Source organism: Vibrio splendidus, assembly GCF_002873455.1.
In the GTDB taxonomy this organism is placed as follows: Bacteria; Pseudomonadota; Gammaproteobacteria; order Enterobacterales; family Vibrionaceae; genus Vibrio; species Vibrio splendidus_J.
This window is the reverse complement of record NZ_MCUN01000052.1, coordinates 124,245-145,614: the sequence shown is the minus strand read 5'-3', so window position 1 is coordinate 145,614 and position 21,370 is coordinate 124,245. Positions and strand designations below refer to the sequence as shown.

At 44.3% G+C, this 21,370-nt stretch carries 17 protein-coding genes and 1 pseudogene; 9 read left to right on the top strand and 9 right to left on the bottom strand.

Going from position 1 to position 21,370, the window contains the following annotated elements; all coding sequences use genetic code 11:
- Window position 1: 1 nt before the first annotated feature.
- Window positions 2–1,342, bottom strand: a complete 1,341-nt coding sequence (locus BCU75_RS21825; protein ID WP_076677922.1) for a Na(+)-translocating NADH-quinone reductase subunit A — start codon at window positions 1,340–1,342, stop codon at window positions 2–4.
- 521 nt (window positions 1,343–1,863) lie between these two features.
- On the bottom strand, window positions 1,864–2,172 hold the full coding sequence (bolA, locus tag BCU75_RS21820) for a transcriptional regulator BolA (protein WP_102466319.1): 309 nt from the start codon (window positions 2,170–2,172) through the stop codon (window positions 1,864–1,866).
- 174 nt (window positions 2,173–2,346) lie between these two features.
- On the opposite strand from bolA, the gene BCU75_RS21815 reads away from it, so the two are divergent.
- The 4 genes from BCU75_RS21815 to BCU75_RS21800 all read left to right on the top strand — a co-directional run bounded on the left by BCU75_RS21815 (window position 2,347) and on the right by BCU75_RS21800 (window position 6,095).
- Window positions 2,347–3,498, top strand: coding sequence for a methyltransferase (locus BCU75_RS21815; RefSeq protein WP_102475078.1), 1,152 nt, complete (start codon window positions 2,347–2,349; stop codon window positions 3,496–3,498).
- A 66-nt stretch (window positions 3,499–3,564) separates the two neighbouring features.
- Window positions 3,565–4,134, top strand: coding sequence for a YajG family lipoprotein (locus tag BCU75_RS21810; RefSeq protein WP_004735204.1), 570 nt, complete (start codon window positions 3,565–3,567; stop codon window positions 4,132–4,134).
- Complete coding sequence (locus tag BCU75_RS21805) at window positions 4,134–4,682, top strand: peptidylprolyl isomerase (protein ID WP_076677917.1); 549 nt, start codon at window positions 4,134–4,136, stop codon at window positions 4,680–4,682. The genes BCU75_RS21810 and BCU75_RS21805 overlap by 1 nt, the downstream gene beginning before the upstream one ends.
- Window positions 4,683–4,736: 54 nt before the next feature.
- Complete coding sequence (locus tag BCU75_RS21800) at window positions 4,737–6,095, top strand: AmpG family muropeptide MFS transporter (protein ID WP_102475077.1); 1,359 nt, start codon at window positions 4,737–4,739, stop codon at window positions 6,093–6,095.
- Between the two features lie 76 nt (window positions 6,096–6,171).
- On the opposite strand, the pseudogene BCU75_RS21795 reads toward BCU75_RS21800, so the two are convergent.
- Window positions 6,172–6,432, bottom strand: a pseudogene (locus BCU75_RS21795) (DUF4397 domain-containing protein); the annotation flags it as partial.
- Between the two features lie 373 nt (window positions 6,433–6,805).
- Here BCU75_RS21795 and BCU75_RS21790 point away from each other — a divergent pair.
- The 3 genes from BCU75_RS21790 to csdA all read left to right on the top strand — a co-directional run bounded on the left by BCU75_RS21790 (window position 6,806) and on the right by csdA (window position 9,858).
- Window positions 6,806–7,555, top strand: a complete 750-nt coding sequence (locus BCU75_RS21790; RefSeq protein WP_076677912.1) for an outer membrane protein OmpK — start codon at window positions 6,806–6,808, stop codon at window positions 7,553–7,555.
- A 110-nt stretch (window positions 7,556–7,665) separates the two neighbouring features.
- A complete protein-coding gene (gene panE / locus BCU75_RS21785; protein WP_102465900.1) occupies window positions 7,666–8,559 on the top strand; it encodes a 2-dehydropantoate 2-reductase in 894 nt (297 codons plus the stop codon).
- An 87-nt stretch (window positions 8,560–8,646) separates the two neighbouring features.
- Window positions 8,647–9,858 carry a cysteine desulfurase CsdA gene (gene csdA / locus BCU75_RS21780; protein ID WP_102475075.1) on the top strand — a complete coding sequence of 404 codons (1,212 nt, stop codon included), beginning with the start codon at window positions 8,647–8,649 and terminating at the stop codon, window positions 9,856–9,858.
- Window positions 9,859–9,941: 83 nt separating this feature from the next.
- Here the strand turns inward: csdA and csdE are convergent, their stop codons facing one another.
- The 4 genes from csdE to BCU75_RS21760 all read right to left on the bottom strand — a co-directional run bounded on the left by csdE (window position 9,942) and on the right by BCU75_RS21760 (window position 13,033).
- Window positions 9,942–10,370 carry a cysteine desulfurase sulfur acceptor subunit CsdE gene (gene csdE, locus BCU75_RS21775; protein WP_102475074.1) on the bottom strand — a complete coding sequence of 143 codons (429 nt, stop codon included), beginning with the start codon at window positions 10,368–10,370 and terminating at the stop codon, window positions 9,942–9,944.
- 72 nt (window positions 10,371–10,442) lie between these two features.
- Window positions 10,443–11,252, bottom strand: coding sequence for a tRNA cyclic N6-threonylcarbamoyladenosine(37) synthase TcdA (gene tcdA, locus BCU75_RS21770; protein WP_102475073.1), 810 nt, complete (start codon window positions 11,250–11,252; stop codon window positions 10,443–10,445).
- Window positions 11,253–11,365: 113 nt separating this feature from the next.
- Window positions 11,366–12,478 (bottom strand): murein transglycosylase A, encoded by a 1,113-nt coding sequence (gene mltA / locus BCU75_RS21765; protein ID WP_102475072.1) that lies wholly within the window; start codon window positions 12,476–12,478, stop codon window positions 11,366–11,368.
- A gap of 81 nt (window positions 12,479–12,559) precedes the next feature.
- The gene (locus BCU75_RS21760) at window positions 12,560–13,033 is read right to left on the bottom strand and encodes a DUF2850 domain-containing protein (RefSeq protein WP_029405215.1); all 474 of its coding nucleotides are present in this window, start codon (window positions 13,031–13,033) and stop codon (window positions 12,560–12,562) included.
- A 163-nt stretch (window positions 13,034–13,196) separates the two neighbouring features.
- On the opposite strand from BCU75_RS21760, the gene argA reads away from it, so the two are divergent.
- Both argA and BCU75_RS21750 read left to right on the top strand, forming a co-directional pair.
- Complete coding sequence (gene argA / locus BCU75_RS21755) at window positions 13,197–14,534, top strand: amino-acid N-acetyltransferase (RefSeq protein WP_076677902.1); 1,338 nt, start codon at window positions 13,197–13,199, stop codon at window positions 14,532–14,534.
- A gap of 284 nt (window positions 14,535–14,818) precedes the next feature.
- Entirely contained in the window at window positions 14,819–15,010 is a 192-nt protein-coding gene (locus BCU75_RS21750) for a hypothetical protein (protein ID WP_076677900.1), read from the top strand.
- A 103-nt stretch (window positions 15,011–15,113) separates the two neighbouring features.
- Here BCU75_RS21750 and recD read toward each other — a convergent pair whose 3' ends face one another.
- A complete protein-coding gene (gene recD, locus BCU75_RS21745; RefSeq protein WP_102475071.1) occupies window positions 15,114–17,339 on the bottom strand; it encodes an exodeoxyribonuclease V subunit alpha in 2,226 nt (741 codons plus the stop codon).
- Window positions 17,339–21,013, bottom strand: coding sequence for an exodeoxyribonuclease V subunit beta (gene recB / locus BCU75_RS21740; protein WP_102475070.1), 3,675 nt, complete (start codon window positions 21,011–21,013; stop codon window positions 17,339–17,341). The genes recD and recB overlap by 1 nt, the downstream gene beginning before the upstream one ends.
- Window positions 21,014–21,370: the final 357 nt, after the last annotated feature.

The following is a 21,370-nucleotide window of genomic DNA, read 5'->3' as shown; positions in this document are numbered from 1 at the left end:
ATTACCCTTCCTTCACAATTGTATCTAGGCATTCACGAAGTAACTGACCGTACTCGTACTTACCAGGACATACAAAGGTACACAGTGCTAAATCTTCTTCATCTAGCTCTAGTGCACCAAGTGCTTGTGCACTATCGACGTCACCAGCGCATAGATCGCGAAGCAGCAAAGTAGGCTCCATATCCAATGGCATTACTTTCTCGTAGTTACCAATTGGAACCATAGAGCGATCACTACCGTTTGTCGTCGTTGTCATGTTGAACAACTGACCTTTAAACACGTGACCAAGGAATGAACGAGTAACAGAGAACTTGTTCTTACCAGGCATAGCCCAGCCGAATAGTTCTTTATCACGACCTTCACGAAGAACCGAAACCTGTTGATGGTAACGGCCAAGGTAAGCATGTGGACCTGAAGCGTGAACACCAGATAACACTGAACCTGAGATCAGGCGAACTTCACCTGGCATCAACTCGCTGTCCGTTAACTCTTCAAGGCTAGCACCAATTTGAGTACGAACTAAACGTGGGTTGTTCACTACTGGACCAGCCAGAGAAACAACACGCTCAGAGTAGATCTCACCAGTAAGGAAAAGCTTACCGAATGCGATAACGTCTTGGTAGTTAATGCTCCACGCTACATTTTGTGCATTTACCGGATATAGGTAATGCATATGCGTGCCTGCAAGACCTGCAGGGTGTGGGCCATCAAAAACATGTTCTTCAACGTTAGACTGAGCTGAACGAGGTAAGCTAGTACCTTTTTTACAAACGTACACTTTACCGTTAGTCAGAGTTGAAAGAAGATCTAAACCAGCAACGAAAGCATCAGACTGCTCGTTAATGATTAATTCTGGCTCAGCTGCTAACGGATTAGTATCCATAGCAGTAACGAAAATAGCCTGAGTTTCAGAATCAACTGCTGGAACCTTGCTGAACGGACGAGTTCGCAAAGCGGTCCATGCGCCAGACTCAACTAACTGAGCTTTAACCGTTTCACGGTCAAGGCCTGTTAATTGGTTAGCTTCATAGCTATTGAACGTGATTTGCTCATTGCCTGCTACTTCAATCACTACTGATTGAAGAACACGCTTAGCACCACGGTTCACTTCAATAACTTTACCGCTTGCTGGAGAAGTAAATACAACACCTGGGTTCTTTTTATCTGCAAAAAGAACTTGGCCTTTCTTCACTTCATCACCAACGCGAGCATGCATCGTAGGACGCATACCAACGTACTCTTCGCCAAGCAAGGCGACTTTAGTGATGGACTTACCATCATTAATCACCTGGGATGGAGTTCCTGCGATAGGAAGATCCAAACCCTTCTTTATTGTAATCATACGCACTTGCACTACTTTATCGGGAAAAAGATTCTTTTAATTGCGTAAATTCGGGACGTTTTAAAATCGCCCTTAGACACGACATTACAGTGTCCGGTTTTGGTAAATTTGAGATACCAAAATCGCAACATTACGTTAATAAACTCATCACAAAGATTATGTGAGATTTATCAGGTGCCGTATTCTAGCATTTTTTGACAACTTGATGCCATGACCAATAACTTGAATACGGCCTTTATTTGGTGAGATTTGAAGCATATGGACTCTCAAATATGTATAAATTTGACGAGCCGCACAGATAAATTGGCTTTTGAATCGTGTTTTAAACAAGAGATTAATACTCTGTCACAAACTAATATTTTACGAGTTATGTTGAAACACTGTTAATAAAAACATTACTCATTATAGGTATTTTTAGTCGTTCGATTTACCATCAGTTTGAGTGATATAACAACAACCAAAAGAAAAATTTGACGACAAAAAAGGCGGCATAGCCACCTATTTTAAATTCGTGAGTTCTATTACTTACCACCGCCCATGCACATAGGGCTATCTGGCACGTTATCTAGCTGCTTCATCCATTCATCTTTTGTATAAGTGTGAATGGACAATGCGTGAATATTATTCGCTAGCTCTTCTGAAAGTGCTTTATTTATCGCTCGATGACGAGCAATAAGACGCAAACCTTCAAACGCATCGCTGACAACAATCACTTTGAAATGACTCTCAGAACCAGCCGGAACATTGTGCATATAGCTCTCATTGACCACGTTTAAATGACTTGGTGAAAACTCATTGTGCAATTTTGTTTCGATAACTTCTTGGATCATTGTGATTCCTTAATAACGTATTGGCATTAACCGTGAGGTGAGTATAAACCCTAACAGGTCGAGTGTCTGAGTATTTGATAGCAAATGGCGTAGGTTTGGTTGAGTTTTTTCTATCTTGTTCAGCCTGCATTTGAGACAATATCTTTGTTATTTCTTACATAAGTATCTCAAGCAATGAAAACCGAACTTACCCTTCACGATAGAACTTTAACCCTAAATCGTTTCCCTAACCGTTCAAATGAAACCCTTCAAGCTTGGGATGCGGGCGACGAATACCTAATTAGCCATGTTGAAAAGATGAATCTTGAACCTGGTAAACACATCCTGATCATGAACGACAGCTTTGGCGCCCTATCCGCTTGGTTCTCTAAAGATCATGACGTGACTATGATGAGTGACTCTTTTATCTCTCATCGCGGAACGCTAAAAAACTTACAGCGTAATCAGAGCAACCGCGTGAACTTTTTAAACACTATGGATGATATCCCACACGGTATCGACCTTGTCATCATGCAATTGCCAAAAACCAACCGCCACCTAATATGGCAATTGAGCCAGTTGCGCCAAGCATTGCCTGAAGGTTGCCAAGTGATTGGTGTGAATAAAGTAAAAGAGATTCACACTTCAACACTGAACCTGTTTGAAAAATATCTCGGTGAAACCAAAACCTCTCTGGCTAAGAAAAAGCATCGCCTTGTGTTCTCTTCTCCAAACTGCCAACCGATTCAAACAGTAGAACCTTATATTGAATGGGATGTAGACGGTGAAGATATCCGCCTGAAAAATTTACCAAATGTTTACTCAGGGGAAGCTCTCGATCAAGGCGCTCGTTATATGCTTGAGCACATCCCTCAAGATCCTGAGCTACGTCATATCATCGACTTAGGCTGTGGCAACGGTGTATTGAGCGTAAAAGCAGGGCAATTGAACCCACAAGCTCGTATCACCTGTGTGGATGAAAGCTTTATGGCGGTGGAGTCGGCGCGCCAAAACGTCAAGGATAACCTTGGTGAAGAAGGTAACTTCCAGTTCATCGCCAACAACTGTTTAGATGGCTTCAAGAAAAACAGCACATACTTAGTTATGTGTAATCCTCCGTTCCACCAGCAACAAGCGATTACAGACCACATCGCATGGCAAATGTTCTGTGATGCAAAGCATGTTCTTAGTAACGGAGGCAAATTAATTGTTATTGGTAACCGACACCTCGGATACGATGTCAAACTAGCAAGATTATTTGGTGAAGCTAACGTTGAAACGCTTGAACTAAACCAAAAATTTGAGATATTACAAGCAACAAGAGAGCCTGCGAATTTTAATAAATAAGCAGAAACGACTTCACAAGAATTTAAGATACCGAGCTTCTGGTGTGAATTTAGAAAGGATAAAGGAATGAAAAAACTGATTTTGGCTGCTTCTATTATGGCATTGACAGCATGTTCTGCCCCTCAGCAAGAACAGATCAATGTAATGCCAGAAGCTTCACTAAGCTCAAGCAACCTTGTACAAGGCAAAACATACACACTAACCAGTAAAGATGTTCGTGCAGCTCAATATGTAGCATTGGTTGATAGTGGCCGTTCAAATATTCAGCCAATTCATGCTAAGCAAAACATGCGTATTTCTCTAGAAAACGCTGTAGCTCAACAGTTAGAGTCTCAAGGTTTTCGTGCAAGCGTTAACAGTGAAAACTCAATTGTTTTAGAGATTCAAGAAGCACTTGTTACCGTAGAACACACCATTATGGAAAACAAAATGGACGGTAAGGTAACGCTTGAAGTAACGGCCGAGACACCTGAAGGTAAGCTCGTTAAAACATTCAACGGTACCGCAACTCGTACTGGTGCATTAAGTGCTTCAAACGACGACATCTCAATGGTTCTTAACGATGTGATCAACTTGGTTCTTACTGAAATCGCGAATGACCCTGAACTACAAAACTACATGAAAGAACGCTTCTAATGAGCCGTATTCTAACTTCTATAGTATTAATGCTGGTGAGCGTGAGCGTTTGGGCAGGTCCTAAAGTGAACGTTGAAACAACATTAGGCGACTTCACGATTGAGCTAAACCAAGAACAAGCTCCGGTTAGTGTTGATAACTTCCTAAAATACGTGGCAGACGGTAGCTACGAAGGCACTATCTTCCACCGTGTTATTCCTGGCTTTATGGCGCAAGGTGGCGGCTTCGATCAAGACATGAATCAACAGGCGACTTATGCCCCTATCAAAAATGAAGGCAGTAACGGTCTGAAAAATGATGTCGCAACGATCGCAATGGCTCGCACTAACGCTCCAGATTCTGCGACTCGTCAGTTCTTTATCAACTTTTCTGATAACGATTTCTTGAATGCAAAAGGTGGTAACCCGGGCTACGCTGTTTTTGGCACTGTGACTGAAGGATTTGATGTCGTACAAAAAATGGCGACCATTCCGACTAAGCGAATCGGCCGTATGTCAGATATCCCAGCTGACCCTATCATCATCAATAAAGTAACACTTCTTAAGTAACATCATACAGCGCCCTTAACCTCTTAAGGGCGTTTTTCTATACAAGGACGCCCCATGTCATCTGGCACTCCCTCCCTTTCTTGGATGCAGACCTTCCGTAGCTACCTAGATAAACGTCTACTTTGGGTGTTTATGTTGGGTTGTTCGAGTGGCTTTCCTTGGGTTCTTATCGGCTCTAACATGTCTGGTTGGCTAAAAGATGCTGGCTTGACTCGTGCTGCCATCGGTTATTTTGGTAGTGTGTTCGCCGTCTATGCGATTAATTTTCTTTGGGCACCACTAGTAGACCGAGTCAAATTACCGATTCTACATACGATATTAGGCCAACGACGCAGCTGGATATTTTTGTGTCAAAGCTTTGTGTTGATCTGCACACTGTTCATTGCCGGTGTTAACCCTGCCAATGACTTAATGTTCACCTCAATGCTGGCTCTTGGAATTGCGATTGCGTCTGCAACCCAAGATATAGCCATTGATGCCTTCCGTATTGATTCATTTCCTAAATCTGAATCGACCAAATTACCGCAAGCATCCGCAATGGCAGTGATGGGATGGTGGACTGGCTACTCTCTTCCTGGCTACCTCGCATTTATCAATGCCGACACAATAGGTTGGAATGGCGTGTATTATGGTATGGCTGGTGTCGTCGTCATTCTGATGCTATTCACCCTGTTTGTCGGTGAGCCAACAACACAACGTGAAGCATTACAAAAAGAGGCACAACAGCGCCATAACAAGGTTGTGGGTTCTAAAGTTGTGGCCTGGCTAAGTGTTACAGTGCTAGAGCCTTTCTACGATTTCTTTAAGAGAAACGGTGTTCAAGTTGCTATTACGCTTCTGTTGTTCGTATTCCTGTTTAAGATAGGTGAAGCTTTCTTAGGCAGAATGTCGATTCCCTTCTATAAAGAGATCGGCTTTAGCAATGAACAAATCGGACACTACTCCAAGTTAATTGGCTGGGGCGCAACAATATTCTTCACCTTGCTCGGCAGTGTCTTCAATGTGAAGTTTGGTATTGTACGTGGGTTAATGATTGGCGGCGTAGCAATGGCAGCCAGTAACCTAATGTTTGCATGGATTGCTCAAGTAGGACCGAATGAAAACTTATTCCTTGCAACGATTATTGTCGATAACTTCACAACCGCCTTTTCGACAGTAGCATTTGTCTCTTTTTTAACGCTACTAACCGGGCAAGCTTTCTCGGCAACGCAATATGCCTTGCTAGCCTCCTTAGGAAATTTCGGTCGTACAACTCTGGCTTCATTTAGCGGTGAACTGGTCGACTTCCTCAATGATTGGTCAACCTTCTTTATACTAACGTCATTAATGGTGATTCCAAGTTTGATCATGCTCTACTCGTTACGCCACTTTTTCACTGATTTATTAGAGAAAGCCAAAAACAACCACGAATAAGAGTAAAAGAAAACAAAAGGGAAGAGGGTAGCTCTGGGCTACCCTCTTTTACTTTCTGCCAGCAGATACTTAAACGCTAATCTGTTGTATCACTCACAATTAAGTTAAAGCCAGTTCCCATCGAATCATCAATCGCCACGACTTGATAGACAACACCATCAGCCAAAGTTGCCGGCGCAGAATCAATCGCAACAGTAGATGGATCTCCTGCTACAGTAATCGTCACGTAGTAAGATCCCGCAGCCACATAAATACCATTAGCGTAATCTTTAAATTTCACATCACTCAGCGCAGGAGTACTTCCAGAGATCCCCACATTTTCTGTTAAAAATAGATCAAAGACAGGATTGAGAGTTGGGTTGAGTTAGTCATTTTTTACAAGAAAATGCTTAGAAAGGAATACTGTTGATTTTGATATACATGTCACTCTATTCAGTGGAATCGTTTGCTTAGGACGGTATTTCACCAATTTATCCACAAAATAATCAAATTTCACAAAACCAATAGAATTGGTAGTGCATCAAGATGCATTGATATCTTAAAGTTCCATCATTTAGATCATTAGTGTGACCAATCTCACCATAATAATTATAGTTTTCACTCTGTCTCACTTTTATTTGAGAACAAAATCGCTATTATGCTCGGCATTCGGACATCATAAGCACGCACGGATTAGCGGGTTATTCATTTTTAACATAGAGAGTTCCATTATGCGTAAATCACTTTTAGCTCTTGGCGTCGTTGCAGCAGCAACAGCAATTCCTGCTCAAGCAGAATACTTATACGGCTTTGGTAGCATGTATGCTGACTACCAAGTTTGGGACCAAGGCTTTGGTAACGATGATGATAACTTTGGTGGCGACATCTCTGATCGTAACCAAGCAGTTATTGGTATCGAAGGCGGCGCTGCATTTGATTGGGGGCAGATCTACGGCTTCTACGACTACGAAGGTGTTGATCGTTCTGGTGATGATCGCGGAGCTTCAACTAAAGGTACTATCCACTACAACCTAATGGATACAAAAGTTAGCCTTTACGCACAAGTTTACAACACTGATGCAGATAGCGGTTTCCATGAGCAAAACCGTGTTCTTGGTCTTGGCTATACAGGTCTAAGCGGCGACGGCTGGGCATTCACACCATTTATCGGTGCACACCAAATTAACTCTGGCGATATCAGCGGTTCTAACGGTGGTATGGCTGGTTGGGTTGGTTACTACAATACTGATATTGCTGGCCAAAACTTCACATTCTCAACTTGGGGTGAATACGAATTCGCTCGTAACGATGAGTATTCAGCAGTTCAAGGTGGTGACTACGGTCTAAACGGTAGCATCAACGCACTTTGGAACTTCCACCAAAACTGGTCAACAGGTGTACTTTACCGTTACACAGTAAACAAACTAGCACGTGAAGATTACCAAGATCTAATCATCTACCGTCTACAGTACAACTTCTAATCAAGTTAAATCTTCATTAGATAAAATGGCACCCTTGGGTGCCATTTTTTATTGCTTTCATTTAATGCCTCGCTATCCTTGCAGCATCACTTTCTTATCTCGGTATTGCTGTGAACATCACTATTGTTGGGCCAGGGGCCATCGGCTCTTTATGGGCAATAAAACTACTTCAAGCTGGTCATAATGTGTCTTTGTGGAGTCGTTCCACTGATAACTCAATTGACTTATCACTTGATGGACAAGCTTCCCTTTCCTTCAGTAACAACAATATCGAAAAGCTATCAGCGAGTGACTTGGTTATTTTCACGGTCAAAGCTTGGCAAGTAGCAGAAGCCACGACTCCGTTACTTCAACATCTCGATCCCGACACCATTCTTATGTTCATGCATAACGGAATGGGCGCGGTTGATGAGATAGCCACTCAAATTGATGCTTACCCAATAATATTGGCGACGACTACTCAAGCTGCATTCAAACCCGACCGCAACAATGTGTCTCATACAGGATTGGGCCAAACTCAATTGGGTGCTTTCAACCAAACTGGCCAACAGTGTACGTTTTTAGTTGATGTCTTAGATGATGCTCTCCCTGCTGTGCGTTGGAACCCACAAATAGAAACCGCGCTTTGGACTAAGCTCGCCATCAATTGTGCGATCAACCCGCTCACGGGCCTTGAACAGATCAAGAATGGCGAACTCGCAGATAAAAGGTTTGAGGATATTTTGAGTTCTATCGTTAAAGAGCTCACGCAGGTTATGCAAGCCGAAAGGATCGTTTGTTCATTCGATGAATTGGAAACAAGCGTCAAACAGGTTATCCAAGCAACGGCACAGAACAATTCATCTATGAAGCAAGATATGTTTTACCAACGTAAGACAGAGATCGACTTCATTAACGGCTACCTTATTAAGACTGCACTCAAGCATCATATAGACGTTCCCGTTAACCAAAGACTGTTCGCTCAAGTCAAAGAGCAAGAAAATCGCTGGAATCATCAAGATTAGTCAGCAACGGTTAACAAGTCGCGATAAAATAACAATACCGCTAAGCACAACGCTAGCACCAATTCCCAAGATTTTAGGTAAGAATAGATGCTTGATATCAATCACATCCGAGAGCAGTTTCCTGCGCTATCACAAACCATCAATCAACAGCCGTTGATTTATTTAGACAGCGCGGCAACGACACAAAAACCTCAGGTGGTTATTGATGCCATTAGCCAATATTACTCCAAGCAAAATGCCAATGTTCACCGTGGTAGTCATAGCTTAACAGCGAACGCGACCAGTCAGTTCGAAGCGGCAAGAGACAAGGTCGCTCAGTTTATTGGCGCAACATCGTCAAAAGAGATTATTTGGACTCGCGGTGCAACCGAAGCACTTAACCTGATCGCACAAACTTACGCAAGAAGCACGCTTCAACCTGGCGATGAGATATTAGTCAGCGAAATGGAGCATCACGCCAATATCGTACCTTGGCAAATTGTTGCTGAGCAAACCGGTGCTAAAGTCGTAAAAGTACCAATGACATCAGATTACGAATTTGACTTAATTACATTTGATACGCTTTTAACCGAACGAACCAAGATAGTTGCTCTGGCTCAGATAACCAATGTCACGGGTTCTCGTCAGCCGATTGAAGCTGTCATAGAAAAAGCACACAAAATGAATGCGATTGTTGTGGTCGATGGCGCACAAGGTATCGTTCATGAGCCAGTTGATGTTTCATCTTTAGGTGCGGATTTCTACGTATTCTCAGGGCACAAGCTCTATGCCCCTGCAGGTATCGGTGTGCTTTACGGCAAGCTTGAATTGCTCGAAGCGATGCCACCTTGGCATGGCGGTGGCAAAATGGTCGAGCGAGTTTCGTTCTCTGGCACTACATTCTCTGAACTGCCGGGGAAATTTGAAGCAGGCACGCCAAATGTAGCCGGAGCGATAGCTTTGAGTACTGCAATCGAATGGTTAGAGACATTTGAGCAACAAGACGTAGAAAGCCATATCCACCAGCTACAGCACGAAACCTACATTGCACTCAGTAAACTGGATGATATTCAGGTTTTGGGGTATCAACCCAACGCAAGTGTGATTACCTTTGTGATGGATGGCGTTCACCACCAAGATATTGCAACTCTGTTGGATCAACAAGGGATTGCAGTACGAGCAGGGCATCATTGTGCTCACCCATTAATGGATGCGCTTAATGTGAAAGGAACGGTACGGATCTCATTTGGTATTTACAACAACATGGATGACGCTGAAAAGCTTATAGCTGCGATAGAAAAAGCCGTTGATATGCTTTAGATAGTAAATAATAACGAGTAGCGAAATTATTTAGGGTTGGCGTTTAGCGTCAACCCTTTTTGTTTCTGTGTACCTAAGAGATATTAAGCACATAGTTCTTGGATTTGAGCAACAATCGCTTTTAATCCATTACCGCGAGATGGGCTAAGGTGAGTAATTAAACCGATTTTTTCAAAGTAACCATCAATATCAAACGCTTGAACCTGCTCTGATGTTTTTCCATCATACGCAGCCATCACTAATGCAATCAGACCGCGCACAATACGAGCATCAGAATCAGCACAAAAAGACCAAACACCATCGATGTTCTGAGAAACTAACCACACTTGGCTTTCACAACCAGACACAACAACCTGCTCACTCTTCAGCTCATCAGGCATGTTGGGCAGTTTCTTTCCCCATTGAATCACTTGGCGATAACGGTCTTCCCAGCCGCTGAATGTCTGCATTTTTGCGACAATATCATCACTGGTAATTTCAGCACCAAATGGAGAACTTGGGAATGACATCATTTTAATATCCAATAGATTATGACTAAATGTACAGGTAACAATGGTTTAGTGTTCTAAGCAAACAATAGAGAACTACTTAGAGTGCTTTTGAATGATCTTTTCTACGATACGAGAAACAGCCACAAAACCAAAAGTCGCGGTGACCACTGTCGCAGCGCCGAAACCCGTCGCACAATCCATGCGTTTTGGCCCTTCTGCAGTCGCTTTCGCAGCACATACACTACCATCAGCTTGAGGGTATTTAAGCTGTTCAGTAGAGAACACACAATCAATACCAAATTTACGATCTGGATTCTTAGGAAAATTGTGATGACGACGTAAAGTATCTTTAAGCTTCTTCGCGAGCGGATCTTGAATTGTCTTAGTCAGATCAGCCACTTTAATTTGAGTTGGGTCGACTTGCCCACCCGCGCCACCCGTGGTGATCACTTTGATTTTGTTGCTACGACAATACGCCAACAGCGAAGCCTTGGCTTTCATGCTATCAATCGCATCTAACACAAAATCGAACTCTTTCGATAGGTATTCAGCCTGATTGTCAGGACCGATAAAATCGTCAATCAGGTTCACTTTACACTCAGAGTTGATCAGCTTAACGCGCTCTGCCATCACTTCGATTTTGCTCTTACCGACGGTGCCCGACATTGCATGGATCTGACGGTTGATGTTAGTCACGCACACGTCATCCATATCGATCAACGTCAGCTCACCTAAACCAGTACGAGCAAGCGCTTCAACAGCCCATGAACCTACACCGCCAATACCGATCACACACACATGTGCAGCTCTAAGTATGTCGACTTCACTATTGCCATATAGGCGACGAGTGCCACCAAATCGTTGGTCATAGTTTTCTGAAGCTGGAGTGGTCAATTCACGCATTGTTGCCGCCAATTTATTTCTGAGAAAAAGAAAAGAGTGCGTTTTATACGCACTCTTGAATTAAAAGTCTAGGGGATTAGCGATTCGCTTTCAATGCCCCATTTTATTGTTGTTTACTCGACCTTCTCAGGAGGCAAAGCCCAAGGTGCTTCGGTTGCACTGCCATCTAAGCCAAGCTTCCATACACGACCAAAATGCTTGTAATGACCCGCTTCAGTTCCCGCTCTTGGCCCCATACCGTGGTAGAGATCCAAATGGTTCTGCTTAACTGCGCCACCGGTATCCAAAACCAGTAACAGTCTTAGCTGGTGCGCACCGCTCCAAGTACCGTCTGCATTCAGTAATGGAACCTCAGCCAGAATTGGCGTCCCCATAGGCAATATAGAGCGATCACCCGCGACTGCTGCCATAGGTAATAGAGGAATGCCAGCGCTGCCCATTACGGATAGATCCTCTCTCGCGCTAAAGAAAACGAATGATGGGTTTTGCTCAAGCAGCTCTTTTACCACTTCAGGATCGTTTGCCAACACCCACTCTTTGATTGCTTTCAATGACATTTTTTCGCGTGGGACTAAGCCTCGCTCGATCAAAACACGGCCAATGCTCACATAAGCTTTATTATTTTTACCCGCGTATGCGAAATACTGCAACGTATCGTCATCACCGAAATGCACGAACCCACTGCCCTGCACTTCCATCATAAATGGATCGATACGGTTCGCCGAGTAACCTAGCTCAAGGCCCTGGCCTTCCAATGCGCCGTTGTAGATCTCTTCGCGTGTTGGACACTCTTTGTCACACTCAGGAAGTCCATAAACAGGGAAACGGTATTCTTCACTCGCTTCGTGGCGTAGCTCCATTACAGGAGAAAAGTACCCCGTGAACAAAACATTGCCTTGCTTATCACCACCACCAAGTTGAGCTGTTTGAACGCCAAAGTTAGCGAGCTTGCTTGGATCTCCACTTTGCATCGCCCACTCATTGAGTTGCTGATAAAGCGGCTCATAGATTTTAGCCATCGAAGGGGATTTAGAAACCACCATTTCAGCTTGCTCTGCAAATGCGGTGTAGTCTCTTGGTTTATTGGATTCAACCTGATCGACCTTATTTAAGGTGCGGGGAAATTCGTCATCAAGGTGTTGTTGAGCAAGATCAGTCGGTTGAGCACAGCCAAATAAGAAAGAGGCAGCGACAAGGGGAAGCCATTTTTTAATCACAAGAGTCATCCTAAAAATTCTATGCATCGAGGATGACAAAAACGGTTAGATAACACAATCGTAGATTGTAAGAGTTTACAATAAGATAACCTATCGGACTGAGTTCTCTATATGGCCTTTAAGGCGGAAGACGGGATTGTAGTGATTATCAGAATCGAGCACCATTTCTGTGTTGTCAGAATTGGTCATACGGAAGCGATAGGTTTTATCACCCGCTTTATATTCGAAGTAGTTACCATCAAAGTCAAAGCTCGTCGAAACAACAGACCCACGCACTGACACTCCATTAGCATTTAGACGAAACTCGTCCGTCGCATAATGTGCAACGTCCTGCTCTACCCAAGTGCCGTATATCAGATTGTCGGGTGTCGCCGCATCTTGTACTCGGGAAAGTACATCGCCGAACAAGGAAACCACAGCAAACGATCCCACCAAAGCTAAAACCATTAAACAACGTTCAATAATCTTACGCTTCAACTTAGATTGATTGCGTTGCTCAGCTTCACTGTAGAGGCCTTGGGTAATCTCATCGATCTTGTTCTTTGTTGCTGGAGCTTGTTGCATTCGGTTACGACTCATAAAGATGCTATGTGCATTCTACACTGAGACAGTTTATATAATGAACCCTAGATGAGAATAGTTTGCGCTTTATTCCAAAAAAGGTGTTGTTTATTTTTGAATTTAAATGCTAAATTAACGAATAAATAAACACAAATGGACTTGTTCTGTGAAATTAAGAAGTACAGCGCTAGTAAAAGGTTTCAGACAATCAACCCCTTACGTGAATGCTCACCGTGGCAAAACCATGGTTATTATGCTTGGAGGCGAAGCCGTTGCCGATAGGAATTTTGGCAATATTATTAATGATATAGCCTTACTCCACAGTCTAGGGGTAAAGATTGTTCTCGTTCACGGAGCAAGACCACAGATCAACCAACTATTAGCAAGACAAGATTGTCACACGCCTTACCATAAGAATATTAGGGTCACTGACGAATATTCTTTAGGTGTAGCGATGCAGGCTGCTGGCCAACTACAACTGGCTATCACAGCTCGTCTTTCAATGAGCCTTAACAACACCCCAATGGCAGGTACTCAGCTCAATGTGATGAGTGGTAACTTCATTACAGCTCAACCGCTAGGTGTCGATGATGGCACGGATTACTGCCACAGCGGACGCATTCGTCGAATAGACATCGAAGGGATTAATCGCACACTCGACCAAGGTTCCATCGTCCTTCTTGGACCTATTGCTAGCTCCGTGACTGGCGAGAGCTTTAACCTGCTTTCTGAAGAGGTCGCAACCCAAGTTGCTATTCGTCTAAAGGCCGACAAACTTATTGGTTTTTGCTCGGAGCAAGGGGTAACCGATGAAAGCGGCAATGTACTCGCCGAACTTTTCCCTAAAGACGCGAAACAAATTCTAGAACGCTTAACGGAATCTCAGAACCCTAAAGAAGATATGAGCACAGGAACACTGCGCTTCTTAAAAGGAGCTATCTCTGCTTGTCGTGCCGGTGTTCCTCGTTGCCACTTAATCAGCTACAAAGTGGATGGCGCATTAATCCAAGAACTGTTCTCCTTCGATGGTATTGGTACCCAAGTGGTGATGGCGAGTGCTGAGCAAGTAAGACAAGCTCAGATTGATGACATCGGTGGCATCTTTGACCTCATTCGCCCACTGGAAGAGCAAGGCATTCTCGTTCGTCGTTCAAGAGAGCAACTAGAACAAGAGATCCATCGCTTTACCATTATCGAAAAAGACGGACTAATTATTGGTTGCGCTGCGCTATATGCTTATCCAGAAGATCACATGGCAGAAATGGCCTGTGTTGCTATCCACCCTGACTATCGCGATGGAAACCGTGGCCAGCTACTACTTGATTACATGCGTCATCAGTCCAAATCTCGTGATATCGACCAAATCTTTGTCCTTACTACACACAGTCTTCACTGGTTCCGCGAACAAGGTTTTTACGAGATAGGCGTGGACGAGTTGCCGATGGAAAAACAAGGTCTGTACAACTATCAGAGAAACTCAAAGATCTTAGCATTGAACGTATAATTAAAGTTTTGGAGAAAAATCCCACTTTGATCGAAAATTAATTGAAAATGTAATCGTTTACTATATGAGATTTATCAAATATGCACTTTCACTCACAGCAATAATTGTATAGAATTTGCACGTTTTATGAATATTGACAAATGTTTTTATTGGAATTGCCATCTCGATAGTCATATCGAACTCATTGAGATGGTCACTGCACGGATTGCTATACCCGTTGACGGTCAGCACGCTAACCATTAGCTCTGCTCGTTAATATAAACAGCAAAAAGAGCAACATTGATATGAGAACCATTGTTTGTAACTCGCTGCAAAGTTTTTGGGATATGGCTGATAACCAATTCTTAGAAGGGCTAGACGTACACTGCGTGTTCCCTGTTAGCGAGAATCTAAAAGAGTTTATTTTGAATTGCCAAGCAAAATACAAGATAAACCAAATATCGTTTACTCGAGCGTTTTTAAGCGAAGAATCTTAATAACGTTCAAAGCAACCAGGGATGGTTGCTTTATGTGTACGCTTCTGTCCCCTACGACATCTCAATTTTACCTATCGCAATACTCTATAAAAACCAAATACAATTAATTACTTAACCGACTCTCTAAACCACTAACCCTCTCTGTTTTGACCTTAATCCCACGCTTCAATACATTGGTATCATTGAACATCATCAGTCGTTTCTTGGCGCGCGTTATACCGGTATAGATCAGCTCTCGCGTTAGAATTGGACTGAAATCTGGCGGCAATATCATTAAGGTCAGATCAAATTCACTACCCTGAGATTTGTGTATCGTCATCGCATAAGCGGTCTCATGATCGGGTACTCTACTTGGAAGCACAGCTTTCACACTGCCATCGGGCAACTCAAAATACACCTTTAGTCGAGGTGCGGAATTCGCACTATTTGACTCTAAAGTCGTTGAATCGGCTTCGAGCATACAGATACCAATATCACCATTGTACAAACCTAAGCCATGATCATTGCGCGTTACCATTACTGGTCGCCCGTGATACCACAATTCATCGTTGTGTGGGTTCACTAATCGTCTTGCAGAAAGCGCCCTTTCGATTCGATGGTTGAGGCCTTTAACACCAAAGTCCCCCTCACGAATTGAACACAACAATCGGCATTGGCTGAACAGGTCGAGCACTGATTTCGCTCTCGCGTCTTGGGTCTCTAATTCTTCTAACGGTACATTCATTCGGTTCAGGTACGCACCATACTCATTGACCAACGTGCGCAACATCAAGTTATAGCTGTCGCTCGACAGCGGGTGGTTTTCAATGTCTCCAAACCCTTTCGTAAGCACTTGATCGACCTGATTAGCAGAGCCGTTATTGATCGCTTTTGCCAGTTGCCCGATACCTGAGCGCGCATCGAAACGGTAACTTTTCTGCAGCATACACAAGCTATCCGCAATCGCAGGAGGGTTAGCCGAACCGGCTTTAACTTGTCTTGGTGTAGCTATCGTGTCAAAGCCTGTCATTTCCGCAATCAAATTACCTTGCGCTGCGCTGTAGCCAGTTGAATTAAAAGAGCAAACATCACCCAACACAGCACCGGCCTCTACTGAAGCGAGCTGATCTTTATCCCCTAGCAGAATCAGTCTTGCGTGTTCAGGGAGTGCATCCACCAGCTTATACATCATGGATAAGTCGACCATCGATGCTTCATCCACCACCAAGATATCAAGGTGAAGTGGATTGCGTCGGTTGTGTCTAAACTCTGCTCGATTAGGAATCGCGCCGAGCAGTCTGTGCAAGGTGCTCGATTCAGTTGGTATGTTGGCTTTTACTTCAGGAGCTAGAGGCAGTTGTTCTATCGCTTTACCAATCGACTCGGTTAAACGCGCTGCCGCTTTACCTGTCGGTGCCACCAACTTAATCGTCGGTGTTTTGCCTTGGCTTAGTGATTGATCGACCATAGCCGAAAGCAACTTAGTTACCGTGGTCGTTTTACCCGTACCTGGCCCGCCAGAAATCACCGCGAAGCGACGACTTAACGCCACCGCTGCCGCTACTTTTTGCCAATTCAAACAGACAGATAACGGCACTAGACTATCCAGCACATCTAAATCGGTCACTTGTTTTGCTTGAACAATCGCTTGATCGATAGAACCCCAATCCAAAGCCTGTTCATCGACGATATCTAGATGGTCACACACTAACTGCTGACGCAACACCTGAGACGTTTGTTGGTTTGCTTCAGCCTTTGTTAAGGCATTAAACAGAAAATGGTAACTGCGTGCGAATAACTGATTCAACGTTTCAGTCAGCGCTTTTTTCTGTTCAATATTGAACTCTACTGGCTTACTTAAACGGTTTAACGTTTCAGCCAACACAACTTCGTAGTTCCAATAGCGCTGTAAATAAACTCGCTGTCCATCAAACATCAGCGGCTTAACGCAATCATTCGTTGTGCCAACTAGGTTTGACGATTGAAGTACCGCCACCCAATCAATACCTAATAACTTTTGATTCAGTTGCAGTGCCGTTTCACCGTACAACCCAAGTAACTGAGCAAGATCCGCCGTTTGTTCAGGGCCTACCGTATGCTGCTGTATAAGCTGAGTACAGATATGCCCCTTGCCTAATTCATGGCTCACCACCCCAGCTAGAAAGCCGATCTCTTGAGGGTGACTCGTCGCTTGTTGAGTAATAAAACGAGCAAACTGATAATCCAATTGGCGAATCGAACCCTTGTCAGCAAAGAACTTGAGTACATCCATGAGCTGCTCAGGGATAAGTGAAACTGGCTTAACAGAGTTCGCTGTTTCTATGCTGGTATTAATGGTCGTTGTTGTCATTATAGAAGCCCCATCTGTCCAGTTTCATCGTCATTCAATTGAGCTGAACGTCTGTCTATCACTTTACCGTCAATCAATTGATCCATTTCATCGAGCAAAGCCAATGTAGGTTTAGCCGAGAAAATACCTTGTTGAGATTGGCCGTCCATTCCTCTTAAAAACAAGTAATAAACCCCACCAAAATGCTGCTCATAGCTGTAATCGGCAACGCGGCTGCGTAAGAAGCGATGCAAAGCCAACGCATATATTTGATATTGCAGATCGTAACGGTGGTCGGCCATCGCCGATTTCAATGCTTCACCATGGTAGACAGCAACGTCATCACCTAGATGGTTCGATTTCCAATCGAGTACATAATATTTACCTTGATGCTCAAACACTAAATCGATGAAACCTTTCAACATGCCTTGCACGGTTTGGAAGCCTAGATCACCCGCTTTTGCTGATAGCGGATCATGGTACTGAATGGTTTGATTCAATTCAGATGCAGCGAGCACTTCGATCGGTAATAAGAACTCCATCTCAACTAATCGTTGCGTTGAGTCTTTCTCACTCAGCTTTAGATTTTTGCCATCCAACGCGGTGTTCAACACCGTATCGACAAGCTGTTGAAGCACCGGTAACCACTCTAGTTCGTATTGCTCCGACTCTAATAAGTGAGTGATTACTTGCGTGTTATGTTCGCTGGTTGCTGGTTCGGTAAATTCAACATCCTCAAACAAGGTATGTAAGAAGGTACCTGGGCGAGCACCGCGAGGGAACGTGAATATAGAACGTTCAGGCTCAATCAATTCCGACTCGTCTTGTTCGTCAGCCGAATCAATATCAAAACCAGAAACCTCAATGGTCGCATCATGACTCGCGCCGTGACTGCCCTGTTTTACTAACCCTGAGTAACTGGTAATGCGCCAAGCTCGGTCAATTGAAGCCTTGAGTTCACTGGCCTGTAAGTCGTCACTCACTTGCTCTGTTTGCACAAAAACTTGTTCGTGAGCGGTAGGCGTTTCAGACAGTAGTACGCTTGAATTCTTACCCTCAATCGCTGACAAAGCTTGATTCAACTCAGCAATACCTTGCTCTTGTCCGTTTTGAACCAAGTAGCCCATGGCACTTAAGTGAACGCCAGTTGGCTCTTTGGTGGAGCGCCCTTTACGTAAAGGAGCCATACCAATAAAACAGCCATAAACCGCACGAGTCAACGCTACATAAATCAAACGTAAGTCTTCCGCCAATCGCTCTTTGTCGGCTTGCGCTAAGGCACTATCGCTACCCGTAATATCAAGCACTGTGGTATCTGAGTCGTGATCGTAGAACTTACCTTCACTCGCTTCACGGTAGCTCGCCACGAACGGCAGGAATACTAGGTCATATTCCAAACCTTTCGATTTATGAATAGTGACGATTTGAACTAAGTTTCTTTCTGATTCAAGGCGTTGAATGTCGTCTTCACTGCCACCTAAACCATTTTGCGCATCGGAAATCGCTTCTGCCAACCAACGCAACAAGCCATAGTCGCTGTCGAGATCCTGCCTAGCTTGTTGCAGCAATTCGCCAATGTGCATCAAATCAGTAAGTGAGCGCTCACCATTTTCTTCTTCTAGTAAGCGTTCCGCGAGATGTCGTTTACTGATCACGCTGCGAAGCATTGGTAATACGCCACGTTGCAGCCACAACTTGCGATATTCTCGAAATTCGTTAACGACGTTTTCCCAAACCACTTCATCGTTGTTGAGTTCGTCCAATGAGGCCGCATCCAGAGCAAACAATTCCGACGCTAAACTCGCACGCAATGCACGGTCGTTTTCAGGTGTCAGCACCGCTTGTAGCAGGCGTTGAATATCTTGCGCGACCAAGCTGGTAAACACACTGTCTCGGTTCGACAGATAGACACTCGCAATGCCTTGTTCCGACAACGCGTTCTTAATCAGGCGACCTTCACTACCGGTTCGAACCAAGACAGCAATATCACCCGCATTCACCGCATGTTGTTTTTTACCGTTATCAAAATAGGCTTGCTGGTTTTGAGAAGCGGTCAGAATGGTTTGAATTTGACTCCCAGTCGCCTCAGCCATAGCCTTGTGATATTCGCCTTTCGGTAAGGGCTTATCTTCAGCATCTTGCAGCCAAAAGGTCAGTGCGTGCTGAGTTTGACCATTCATCAGCCATTGGCGTTTATCGGCCGATGGACTCGCAGCAACAGGCAAAAATGGAATGTCTTGATCGTAGATAAACGGGCTATCCGAATTCATAAACACTTGGTTTACCGCGCTGACCATATCAGCACTCGAACGCCAATTAGTGCCTAACGTATAGTGAGCACTAACTTGGTTTCTCGCCTTGATATAGGTAAAGATATCTGCACCGCGGAAGCCATAGATAGCCTGCTTCGGGTCACCGATCATAAACAGGCCACATTGCGGGTTATCTAAATAGATTCGGCTAAAAATACTGTATTGCAGCGGGTCGGTATCTTGGAATTCATCAATCATCGCCACTGGGTATAAGGTGCGGATCCTCTCCACCAACAGTGATTGCTCATCCACATCAATGGACGCGGATAACTGAGTCAGCAAATCATCAAACGATAACCACTGCTTTTGTTGTTTAGCTTTGGCTAACATGGTTCGACAATGAGTAATCGCATGTGCCAACAAGGGGGCTTTCAGGTCTGCAGGAGAATTTAAGAACTCCTCAATCGCTTCGAAAACGGCGTGCTGAGGAGCCGTGCCTTTCGGTGTTTTTTCAATTAGAGTGGCTTGAGAGAATTTCTCTAATTTATCTGGGAACTGGTAATCATGGGTGTCGCTCTGCGCCCATGCTGTTACCGCTTCTAACCATGTCGGCAAAGACTTCTTGGTGTAGCTGCGCTTGTTCACATCTGAACCTGAAATCAAAGCCAAAAAGTCCGCTTCAGATTCACACCACAGCGCTTTAAGCTGCTTCACTTTATCTAAGTTCTGGTTGTGCAGAGTTTGCAAGTCGCCCGACATCGCATCTACCGTCAACTTGAGCGGAGATCCGGTCAGGTAACGATTTACGTCAGCCAATAACGCAGCAGGGGAGCCCCAAATATTACGGACCTCACCTGCCAGTTGAATCGGCAGCGGGTAAAACTGTTTACGCCAATAGTCGGCAACCACTTGCGCTTTCAGATGGCTTTCATCGGTCACAAATTCATTATCAAAACGGCTTCCAGACTCGAAGGCATTTTGGGTCAACATGCGCTGACAGAAGCCATGAATGGTGTAGACCGCCGCTTCATCCATTTGTCTTTCGGCATTGAGCAGAGTTTTCGCCGCGCCAGCATGATCATCGATGGCTTGTAACAAAGGAGCAATCACTGGGTCGTCACTTTGCCCACGTGCAAACGCAATACGAGCATCATGAATTCGAGCACGAATACGATCGCGCAACTCTGCCGTTGCCGCTTCAGTAAAGGTCACAACCAAGATTTGATCTACGGTCAACGGCTCATGATGTCGAGTAGCTTCCGCCAGATCGCCTTGCGGCGCATCAGTGCCGTGCCCAAGCAGTAAGCGCAAATACAAGCCAGCAATAGTAAATGTTTTACCCGTACCCGCTGATGCTTCAATTAAACGCGCGCCATGAAGTGGAAACGTCATGGTATCAAGTGTTTGTGGAACGATTACCTGAGCACTGCTTGTAGTCGTCATGCCTTACTGCCTTCTGATAAATGTGTTGTTACAAATGTGACCTAGCGTAGAAAATGTCATTCAATTTACGTCCTACGCCAATTTGTTAATAGTTAGTGCGATCTCTCTCACGGATCAATTCAGATCGCCTCGCTACTATGCGCCCACGAGTTCAGGAGCGCCTACGAGTTTTATACTCATGCGTTACTTTGAACCACAGAATAATGGTCCCTCTGACCTGTGGCCGTACAGCGAACGCCCTACACTAATAATGATTTACTGGCGGCCACTTTATTTCCTGTACCTTGATTCCTCATAAACGACTTCCTCTCGTCATTTTATAAGCCCTGCACACCAAATTTACATCTAACTCTTTAT